10 protein-coding genes are annotated in these 10,070 nt (G+C 61.7%); 5 read left to right on the top strand and 5 right to left on the bottom strand.

What is annotated here, in order from left to right; all coding sequences use genetic code 11:
* Positions 1–75 precede the first annotated feature (75 nt).
* From ACE3OH_RS14080 to def, 5 genes are all read right to left on the bottom strand, one after another.
* Positions 76–648, bottom strand: coding sequence for a DUF4390 domain-containing protein (locus ACE3OH_RS14080; protein WP_374353984.1), 573 nt, complete (start codon positions 646–648; stop codon positions 76–78).
* Between the two features lie 16 nt (positions 649–664).
* On the bottom strand, positions 665–1,933 hold the full coding sequence (gene rsmB / locus ACE3OH_RS14075) for a 16S rRNA (cytosine(967)-C(5))-methyltransferase RsmB (RefSeq protein WP_374353981.1): 1,269 nt from the start codon (positions 1,931–1,933) through the stop codon (positions 665–667).
* A gap of 71 nt (positions 1,934–2,004) precedes the next feature.
* Positions 2,005–2,862 (bottom strand): zinc metalloprotease HtpX, encoded by an 858-nt coding sequence (htpX, locus tag ACE3OH_RS14070; RefSeq protein WP_374353978.1) that lies wholly within the window; start codon positions 2,860–2,862, stop codon positions 2,005–2,007.
* Positions 2,863–2,939: 77 nt separating this feature from the next.
* Complete coding sequence (gene fmt, locus ACE3OH_RS14065; protein WP_374353975.1) at positions 2,940–3,863, bottom strand: methionyl-tRNA formyltransferase; 924 nt, start codon at positions 3,861–3,863, stop codon at positions 2,940–2,942.
* Between the two features lie 99 nt (positions 3,864–3,962).
* Positions 3,963–4,466 carry a peptide deformylase gene (gene def, locus ACE3OH_RS14060; protein ID WP_374353972.1) on the bottom strand — a complete coding sequence of 168 codons (504 nt, stop codon included), beginning with the start codon at positions 4,464–4,466 and terminating at the stop codon, positions 3,963–3,965.
* A gap of 101 nt (positions 4,467–4,567) precedes the next feature.
* On the opposite strand from def, the gene ACE3OH_RS14055 reads away from it, so the two are divergent.
* From ACE3OH_RS14055 to ACE3OH_RS14035, 5 genes are all read left to right on the top strand, one after another.
* Positions 4,568–5,650: a LysM peptidoglycan-binding domain-containing protein gene (locus ACE3OH_RS14055; protein ID WP_374353970.1), complete on the top strand. Its 1,083-nt coding sequence runs from the start codon at positions 4,568–4,570 to the stop codon at positions 5,648–5,650.
* A gap of 29 nt (positions 5,651–5,679) precedes the next feature.
* Positions 5,680–6,768 carry a DNA-processing protein DprA gene (gene dprA, locus ACE3OH_RS14050; RefSeq protein WP_374353966.1) on the top strand — a complete coding sequence of 363 codons (1,089 nt, stop codon included), beginning with the start codon at positions 5,680–5,682 and terminating at the stop codon, positions 6,766–6,768.
* Between the two features lie 47 nt (positions 6,769–6,815).
* Complete coding sequence (locus tag ACE3OH_RS14045; RefSeq protein ID WP_374353963.1) at positions 6,816–7,274, top strand: DUF494 family protein; 459 nt, start codon at positions 6,816–6,818, stop codon at positions 7,272–7,274.
* 165 nt (positions 7,275–7,439) lie between these two features.
* Entirely contained in the window at positions 7,440–9,746 is a 2,307-nt protein-coding gene (gene topA / locus ACE3OH_RS14040) for a type I DNA topoisomerase (RefSeq protein ID WP_374353956.1), read from the top strand.
* A gap of 131 nt (positions 9,747–9,877) precedes the next feature.
* Positions 9,878–10,070: hypothetical protein (locus tag ACE3OH_RS14035; RefSeq protein WP_374353953.1), on the top strand; the 193-nt coding region annotated here is incomplete at its 3' end.

Here is a 10,070-nt window from a genome sequence, read left to right as displayed (position 1 = left end):
TGCCACTGGCGCTGGCCAGCAGGAACAGCAGGATGGCGGCCAGGGAGCCGAGCAGGATGAAGGTATTGCGCATTCTCATCGCGTTGCCGGCTCCGCGCCCTTGCCCTCGTCGAATTCCACGCTGAGGCTGCCGGACTGGATGCGCCACTCGGAGTCGCCGATCAGCGAAATCTGCAATGGCTTGGGTAGTTTCGAATTATCGAGCTTTACCTGCAATTCGCCGGCAAAGCGGCTGTCGAGCTTGCGCGTGACCGAACCGCGCTCGGCCACCTGCCATTCGCGGATCACACCAAGGGCGCGTAGTGCCGACTGCAAGGTGTCGTAGCTCTGGTACAGCGAGCCGACGCCGACCCGGTAGGTGCGGGTCAGTGCATGGTAGGAAAGACGGCGCTCCAGATGGGCCGATGGATCGAACCAGTCGGCCACCCGGCGCCACGCCCAGAACCAGCGCGGTTTGGTGAGGGTGAAGTCGATGGAAAAGGTAAGCGGCACGCCATTGAGCAAGGCGGTTTCATGGGTCTGATCAAGGTTGACCAGAAAGTTGGCATCGAGCGACAGGCGCCCATCATGTTCGACACCATGCGCCGATTCGATCTGTACCGATCCGGCCCAGGCCGGCACCAGCCACAGGCATAGCAGCAGCGGCACCCACCCGCAGTGGCGCTCAAACCTTTTCAAGCAGCGCGTAAAAAAAGCCATCGTGGCGCTCGTTCGGCAGCAGTTGTCCGTTTGCAGGCAGTGCAGCGGGCAAGGGGAGTTGCCGGGCGTCGGCGTGACGCGCGATAAATTCGGCAAGCTGATTGTTGTTTTCCTGCACAAAAACCGAGCAGGTGACGTAAAGCAGTCTACCACCCGGCTTCAGGCATCCCCACAATGCATCGAGCATCTGCGCCTGTTGCGTGGCAAATTGCGCAAAATCCTCGGGCCGACGCAGCCATTTGATATCCGGATTGCGGCGCGCCACACCGCTGGCAGAGCAGGGAACATCGGCCAGAATGCGGTCAAAGGGCTGGCCGTCCCACCAGCTGGCCGGTTTGCCGGCGTCGCCCTGTTTGAGCGTGGCATGGAGGCCAAGCCGGTCGAGATTGGCACGGACCCGTTGCAGGCGACCGGCATCGGCATCCAGCGCCAGCAGATCCAGCGCTGCCCGCTCCAGCAAATGGCCGGTCTTGCCGCCCGGCGCGCAGCAGGCATCGAGCACGCGCATGCCGTCTTCCACCCCCAGCAAGGGCGCGGCCCATTGCGCGCCGAAGTCCTGCACCGAGCAAAGCCCTTCGGTAAAGCCCGGCAGGCGATCAACCGGAACCGGCGCCAGCAGGCGTATGCCATCGTCCCCCAGCGCCTCGCCATCCAGTCCCGCCTGTTGCAGGCGCTGCAGGTATTCGTCGCGGCTGATCTTGCGGCGATTGACGCGCAAGCTCATCGGCGGATGCTGGTTATTCGCGGCCAGCACGCTGTGCCAGTCCTGTGGATAGGCCTCCTGCATGGCCGCCAGCCACCAGGCAGGATGGTTGCTGCTGGCCAGCTCATCCGCCTGCGCGGCTGCCAGCAAGCTATCGCGCTGGCGCAGGAAGTTGCGCAGCACTGCATTCACCAGTCCCTTGGCGCGGCCACCATTGATCTTGCTGGCCACTTGCACGGCAAAATCGACCACCGCATGTGGCGCCGCCTTGCCCCAGGCCAGCTGCTGGATGCCGCAGGCCAACAGGCCGCGGATGTCCGGGTCGATATCGGGCCGGCTCAGCAGCTTGGCCAGCACAAAGCTGACTTCGCCATAGCGCCGCAAGGTGCCATAGCTGATGTCCTGGATCGCGGCACGCTGGCGCGGCTCCAGCGAGTGCCTGGATCGTTGCGCAGTCAGCGTGTCGGTGAGATTGCGGCCCGCCAGTACGGCGGTAACCGCCTGTGCAGCCAGGCGTTGCGTTAACAGCATGGACGTTTCCCGCCAAAAAAATGTCGGGGCCACAAGGCCCCGATAAAGTTGATCATGCCGGCAAACCCGGCTTAGCCACGGCCGGATGCCATGGCGCGCAAACGCGCCACACGGGCCTCGGTGGCCGGATGGGTGCGGAACAGGCCGGCAACGCCATCACCGCTGAGCGGGTTGATGATCATCATCTGCGCGGTTTCCGGGTGCATCTGTGCCGAATCCATCGGCAAACCCTGTGCATAACGCTCGATCTTGAGCAGGGCATCGGCCAGGGCCTGCGGGTCGCCACTGATCTGCGCACCACCGGCATCGGCGGCAAACTCGCGTGAGCGCGAAATCGCCATCTGGATCAGCATGGCCGCTACCGGAGCGAACAACATGATCAACAAGGCGACCAGAGGATGGACATTACGCTCGCCATCGCGGCTACCACCGGTAAAGAACATGGCAAATTGCGCCAGCGAGGAAATGGCGCCGGCCATGGTGGCGGTGACCGTAGAGATCAGCGTGTCGCGATGTTTGACGTGAGCCAGCTCATGCGCCATCACCCCGCGCAATTCGCGCGCGCTGAGTACCCGCAAGATGCCGGTGGTGGCGGCCACTGCCGCATGCTGCGGGCTGCGCCCGGTGGCAAAGGCATTGGGCTGGGCTTCGTCAATCAGGTACACCCGCGGCATGGGCAGCTGCGCATTGTGGGCCAGCTCGCGCACCATCCGGTAGAACTCGGGCGCACTGCGCTCGTCCACCTCTTGCGCGTTGTACATGCGCAGCACCATGTCGGCGCTGAACCAGTAGGCCCAGATGTTCATCGCCCCGGCAAACAGCAGCGCGATCAGCATGCCGTTGCGGCCACCGAGCATGGCGCCGGCAAAGCCGAACAGCGCCACGATGGCAGCCATCAAGACGGTGGTCTTCAACCAGTTACCGAACATGGCTTTCTCCTTGCTCCCGGACATCCGCACCCATCGGCGGCCTGCTTGGATGGACGGTTTCCGGGAAAATTCCCGAATCAACCAAGTATCGTGCCTGGCAGCAGTGCGCCAGCAGTCAAAAATTCCCGTGCCGGCAGACGCTTTCCGCCGGGACGCTGCAATTCGGTCAGGCAGATCGCACCATCGCCGCAGGCGATATGGATGCCCTCGCCATCTATCGCCAGCACTTCACCCGGCTGACCAGCGCCATACCCGGGCTGGCCGGCCCAGCATTTGATGATCTGCTCACCCAGGCGCGCCGTGCAGCCCGGGAAGGGATCAAAAGCATGGAGCTGGCGCACCAGCTGTTGCGCCGGCAGGGTCCAGTCGATGGCGGCTTCTTCCTTGCGGATTTTTTCGGCATAGGTCACGCCTTCTGCTGGCTGCGCCTGTGCGGCCGCCTGCAGGGTTTCCAGCTGATCCATTGCCGCAACGATGGCGGCAGCGCCACAGCTGGCAAGGCGATCGTGCAGGCTGCGCGCGGTATCCCCGGCAGCGATATCCAGCGAGTGAAGGCTGAGCATGGCGCCGGTATCGAGGCCGGCATCCATCTGCATGATGGTGATGCCGGTCTGTGCATCACCCGCCTGGATGGCGCGCTGGATCGGTGCTGCGCCGCGCCAGCGCGGCAACAGCGAGGCATGGATGTTCAGGCAACCCAGACGTGGCAGGTCGAGCACCGCTTGCGGCAGGATGATGCCGTAAGCAGCAACGATCATCACATCCGCCCCAAGCCCCGCCAGCGGCGCCTGTTGCTCGGCGGTGCGCAGCTTTTCCGGCTGGTACACCGGGAGCGCATGGCGCAGCGCCAGCTGCTTCACCGGCGAGGCCTGCAGCTTCATGCCGCGACCGGCCGGCCGATCCGGCTGGGTAAGCACCAGCGCGATCTCGTGGCCAGCATCAATCAATGCCTGCAGAGCACAAGCAGCAAAATCCGGCGTGCCGGCAAAAATGAGTTTCATCGCATCAACCAGGGAATCAGACGGAAAACAGGCGGCACCCAAGTGCCGCGCAGCCGTTTTGAGCGCGCAGCGTGAGAAACGCCGCGCTGCTCAGCACCATTACATACTCTTGCGTTCGTTCTTCTTGAGCTTGGCAACAATGCGGCTAAGCTTCAGGCGCGATAGCTTTTCGACAAAAACCTTGCCATCGAGATGGTCGATTTCATGCTGGATGCAGATCGCCAGCAGCCCATCGGCTTCCAGGCGAATCGGCTTGCCATGCTGGTCGAGCGCCTCGACGACAATGCGCTCGGCACGCTCAACCTCTTCATAAATGCCGGGAACCGACAGACAACCTTCTTCATAACGGGTCTTGCCATCCATCTCGACGATTTTCGGATTGATCAAGGCCTGCAGACCCTTCTTATCCTCGGAGATGTCGATAACGATCAGGCGCAGATGCACATCGACCTGAGTGGCAGCCAAGCCGATGCCGGGCGCCGCGTACATGGTCTCGGCCATATCGGCGATCAGGGTGCGAAGCTGATCGTCAACCTTTTCTACCGGCTTGGCGACGGTGTGCAAGCGTTCGTCGGGGTAATGCAGAATATTGAGAATCGCCATGTTTTCTTGCTACTACGGGTATTTAGATGCAGAATTTGAACCATTGGTTTAAATGCTCGATGCATATTTCAGCCCTTTCGGGCTGGCAAAAGGACAACGCCATGCACCTGCCGACCGCTCGCTCAAAACCCAGTTTCCGTCGTTTTACGGTGGCCGCCATTATAGCGCTCACCTTGGGTGCTGGCCCGCTGATTGCGGATGAATTGCAACTCGCCGACGGCGCACCGGATCGCTATGTGGTGGTCAAGGGCGATACCTTGTGGGGCATCGCCGGCAAATTCCTCAAAGATCCGTGGAAATGGCCGCAGATCTGGAAGATGAACCAGGACGACATCAAGAATCCGCACTGGATATTCCCTGGCGATGTGATCGTGATGGACATGGTCAATGGCGAGCCGCGCCTGCGCTTGCTGGGCAACAGCAAAAACGACGCCATGCGCCGCGATGTGAAGATGCAGCCACGGGTTCGTGTGGTTGCGCTGGAAAACGCCGCAGCGCCAACAATCGACGCTGCGCTGATCGACCCCTTGCTGTCGCGCCCCATGGTGGTCGACGAAAAAGAATTCAATGCGGCACCACGGGTCGCGCTGGCGCCGGACAGCCGGGTGGTGATCTCGATGGGTGACCGCTTCCAGGCGGTCGGCCTCGGCGGCCAACCGGGTGATGACTGGCAGATTTTCCGCGCCGGCAAGGAGTTGAAGGACCCGGACACCAAGGAAGTGCTTGGCTATGAAGTCACCTTTGTCGGCGAAGCCTCGGCACGCGATATCGGGCCGGTCAGCACCTTGCAGGTACATCTGGTTGCGCAGGAAATTGCCATTGGCGACCGCCTGCTGCCCAAGTCCAAGCGCGTAGTGATGAACTACGTGCCGCGCTTTCCTGAGGGCAAGCTCGAGGCCAAGGTGCTTGGCACCTATGGCGGCCTCGATGCCGCCGGCCCCTACGCGACGGTGGTGCTCAACCGCGGCGAGCGCGACGGGCTGGCGCCCGGCCATGTGCTGTTCAGCTTCAAGGCACCGCGCCCGGTCATGGACGAGCGTGGCAAGCCGGACAAGCTGCTGATTGCCCCTGCCGAAAAGAGCGGCAATGTATTTATCTACCGGGTGTTCCCGAAGCTGTCTTATGGACTGGTGCTCGACAGTACCCGCCCGATCGAACTGTTCGATGTGGTGCGCAAACCCTGATCGGGCACGCGTAGAGGCAAAGCTCGGCCATGTCTGATCAGGATAGCGAGGCCTGGCTGCGCCTCGCCCTGGTGCATGGGCTTGGCCCGGGCAGCCTGGTGCGGCTGCTTGCCACATTTGGCGAGCCTGCCAAGGTATTGTCGGCCAGTTCGACCTCGCTGCAGCACTGTGTACCGGCCAAGCTGGCGGCCGCCATCCTCAGCGGTCCCGAGCCGGCGCTGCTGGAGCGCAGCCTGGCGTGGCTGGGTGAGGCGGGAAACACCCTGCTCACCCTGGCAGACCCGCACTATCCGCGACGTTTGCTTGAAATCCCCGATCCGCCGCCGCTTCTGTACTGCAAAGGCAATACCGCCTTGTTGAATGGCCAGGGCATCGCCATGGTCGGCAGCCGTGATGCCACGCCGCTGGGCTTGCAAACGGCAGAAGCGTTTGCCAAGGCGCTGTCACAGGGCGGCTGGTGCATTGTCTCGGGTCTGGCGCTGGGTATCGACGCAGCAGCGCATCGTGGCGGCCTGGCTGGCGCAGGCTCAACCATCGCGGTGGTCGGCACCGGGCTGGATATCGTTTACCCATCGCGAAATCATGCACTGGCGCACCAGATCGCCGAGCATGGCCTGATCATTTCCGAGTTTTCGCTGGGAACCCCAGCCAAGTCCGGGCATTTCCCTCGCCGCAACCGCATCATTTCCGGCCTCTCGCGTGGTGTGCTGGTGGTCGAGGCAGCGCTGCAAAGCGGCTCACTCATCACCGCGCGCGAAGCGGCCGACCAGGGGCGTGAAGTGTTTGCGGTGCCCGGCTCGATTCACTCGCCGCTAAGCAAAGGCTGCCACCAGTTGATCAAGCAGGGCGCCAAGCTGGTGGAAACGGCCGCAGACATCATCGAGGAGCTGGGCGGCGCGCCGCTGCCCGAGCCGGTTTCACCCGCCGCCCCCCCGCCCGCCGATGCGCCCGACGAAGCCCGGCTACTCACCGCCATGGGCTACGACCCTATCGATATCGATACGCTGACCGAACGCGCCAACTTGACGCCCGACAGGGCTTACGCGATCCTGTTGACACTTGAGCTGAGCGGGCGCATTGCCCGTTTGCCCGGAAGTCGTTACCAGTTGCTCGCTTGAGTGGCCGGCGTGGTCAAACGCCAGGTCCGTCAGTAAAGGTCCTCCCGATGTTCGATATCCTCGCCTACCTGTTTGAACAATATTTCACCCCGGAAAACTGCCCCGATCATGGCACCCTGGCCAAACGGCTGGCGGCCGCCGGTTTCGAGGATGAGGAAATCGACGAGGCGCTCGACTGGCTCAGTGAATTCAACCAACTCGATCCGGCGCCTTATCTGGCACTGGACATGCGCAACCCGCTGCCACGGGTATTACATCCGCGCGAGGCAGCTCGTCTCACGCCGGCGGCGCAGTCGCTGTTCCACGATTTGTCGAGTTCTCGTGCGCTCAGCATGGGTCAGCGCGAACTGCTGATCGATCGCCTGCTGCAATCGAAGATGCAGATGCTGGACGAAGAGGCAGTCAAGCGCGTGGCGCTGATGGTGTTGTGGCGGCAGGGCGACGACCTCGCCAATCTGTTGATCGAAGAGCTGCTGTTCAGCGGCAATGATGGCGTAATGCATTAAGTGCTCTATCGCTATTGCGGCGGCTGAATTGGAAATTCTCGCCGCCGCACCTACATTTACCCCTAACATGACGTCCCGCCCGGCGCTTGCCGGCCACGAAGACTCGTTCGAGGCGACGCGACAGCTCGCGCCCACCCCGAATTAACCCGCAATCGCGGAGCCCCCATGGCTGACAATCTATTGATCGTTGAGTCGCCTTCCAAGGCGAAAACGCTGAAAAAATATCTGGGCAAGGATTTTGAAATCCTTGCCTCCTACGGCCATGTCCGTGGCCTGGTGCGCAAGGACGGCTCGGTCGATGTCGATCACGACTTCGCCATGAAGTACCAGATCATTGCCAAGAACGCCAAGCATGTCGACGCGATCATCAGCGCCGTGAAAGCCGCCCAGAATGTCTATCTGGCAACTGACCCGGACCGCGAAGGCGAGGCGATTTCCTGGCATTTGCTGGAAATCCTCAAGGGCAAGAAGGTGCTCGACCAGAAGCTGGTCAAGCGGGTGGTGTTCCACGAGATTACCGAAACGGCGGTCAAGGCCGCCGTCGCCAATCCGCGTGATGTCGACAATCATCTGGTGAATGCCCAGCAGGCGCGCAGTGCGCTCGATTATCTGGTGGGCTTCAATCTGTCGCCGTTATTGTGGCGCAAGGTACGCTCAGGCCTGTCGGCCGGTCGGGTACAAAGCCCGGCCCTGCGCCTGATTTGCGAGCGCGAAAAGGAAATCCGCGCCTTTGTCGCCCAGGAATACTGGACGGTGCATCTGGATAGCCACAAGGGCAAAACCAAGTTCTCAGCCCGCCTCAATGAATGGCGCGGCAAGAAACTTGAACAGTTCGATATTCCCAACGAGGCGGAGCAAGCCAGCATCCTCAAGGCGCTGGAAGGCCAGCCGGCGGCGGTCAGCCATGTCGAGAAAAAGCGCAAGAGCCGCAATCCGACCGCGCCGTTTACCACCTCGACCATGCAGCAGGAGGCGGTGCGCAAGCTGGGCATGACCACCGATCGCACCATGCGCACGGCACAGCAGCTGTATGAAGGCATTGCGCTGGGCGATGGCACCACCGGTCTGATCACCTATATGCGTACCGACTCGGTAGCACTGGCCAATGAGGCGGTGACGGAGATCCGCGACTACATTGCCGCCACCTTCGATGCCGAATCGCTGCCGGCCAATCCGCCGGTTTACAAAAGCAAGGCCAAGAACGCGCAGGAAGCGCACGAGGCGATCCGCCCCACCTCGATCAGCCGCACGCCGGAGTCGGTGAAGGCGTATCTGAGCGCCGAGCAGTTCAAGCTCTACGAGATGATCTGGAAGCGCACCCTGGCCAGCCAGATGTCGCCGGCCAAATTCGATACCACCAGTGTTGATATCAGCGTGGGCGAGGCGGTATTTCGCGCCACCGGCCAGGTGCTGGTGTTTGCCGGCTTTCTGGCGGTGTATGAAGAGGACGTCGATGACGCCGAGGACGACGACAATGCCAAGCTGCCGCCGCTGGAAGCAGGCGAGAGCCTGCCGGTAGACCAGCTCAGTGGCGAGCAGCACTTCACCCAGCCACCACCGCGCTTCTCTGAAGCCAGCCTCGTCAAGGCGCTGGAAGAATTCGGCATCGGCCGGCCATCGACCTATGCCTCGATCATCTCGACGCTGAAGGATCGCGAGTATGTGATCCTCGACAAGAAACGTTTTTCGCCCACCGACACCGGTGAAGTGGTGAATAAATTCCTCACCGACCATTTCGCCCAGTATGTGGACTACCAGTTCACCTCCAAGCTGGAAGACAAGCTCGACGAAATTTCCAATGGCGAGCGCGACTGGATTCCGGTGATGGAGGAATTCTGGGGCGGCTTTTCGCAGCAGGTCGAGGAAAAGAAGGCCCTCAAACGCAGCGAAGTCACCCATGAGGCGCTGGACGAAGCCTGCCCGAAATGCGGCAAGGGCCTGACCATCCGCCTGGGCAAGCGCGGCCGCTTTGTCGGCTGTACCGGTTACCCGGAATGCGACTATACCCGCGATATGAACGAAACCGCCGAGAGCGCCGAGCAAAAGGCGGAAGAGGCGGTGCAGGTCATCGAGGACCGGGTATGCCCGAACGATGGCGGTCAGCTGGTGGTGAAGACCGGGCGCTACGGCAAGTTCATCGGTTGCGCCAACTATCCCAAATGCAAGCATATCGAGCCGCTGGAAAAGCCCAAGGACACCGGTGTAAGCTGCCCGACATGCAAGGCCGGCATGTTGATTGAACGCAAGTCACGTTACGGCAAGCTGTTTTACAGTTGCAACACCTATCCCAAGTGCACCTATGCCACCTGGAATCCGCCGATTGCCGAAACCTGCCCGAATTGCCAGTGGCCGGTGTTGACACTCAAGACCACCAAGCGGCGCGGGCTGGAAAAGGTCTGCCCGCAAAAGGAATGCGGTTACAGTGTAGTGGTCAAGACGCCGGAGCAAATTGCCGCCGAGGCGGTCGAGTAATCCGGAAAACCGGTCGGCCGCGAACGTGTCGAATCTATCACTCGACGCATTGCGGCTGATTTATGCAATCATCATGACGGCGCTTTGGGAGTAAGATGGCCGTTCGCCCCAGGCCGGGGCAGGAGAAACAGATGACCGCCCGTCGCGATATCGACGACGCACTGACTCCCCAACACATAGCGACCCGTGATTACCTGGAAGCGCTGGATGCGGTTGGGCAGTTGATTACCGACCCTACGCGCGAGACCGTAGAGCGGGTACTTGCCCATATCGCCCGTGCAGCGCGTGCCGATGCGGCAGCGCTATTCCGTCACCCCGCCGATG

Origin of the sequence: Chitinimonas sp. (genome assembly GCF_041904975.1) — a bacterium.
In the GTDB taxonomy this organism is placed as follows: Bacteria; Pseudomonadota; Gammaproteobacteria; order Burkholderiales; family Chitinimonadaceae; genus Chitinimonas.
The sequence above is the reverse complement of the archived record's forward strand: the minus strand, read 5'-3'. Positions and strand labels throughout refer to the sequence as shown.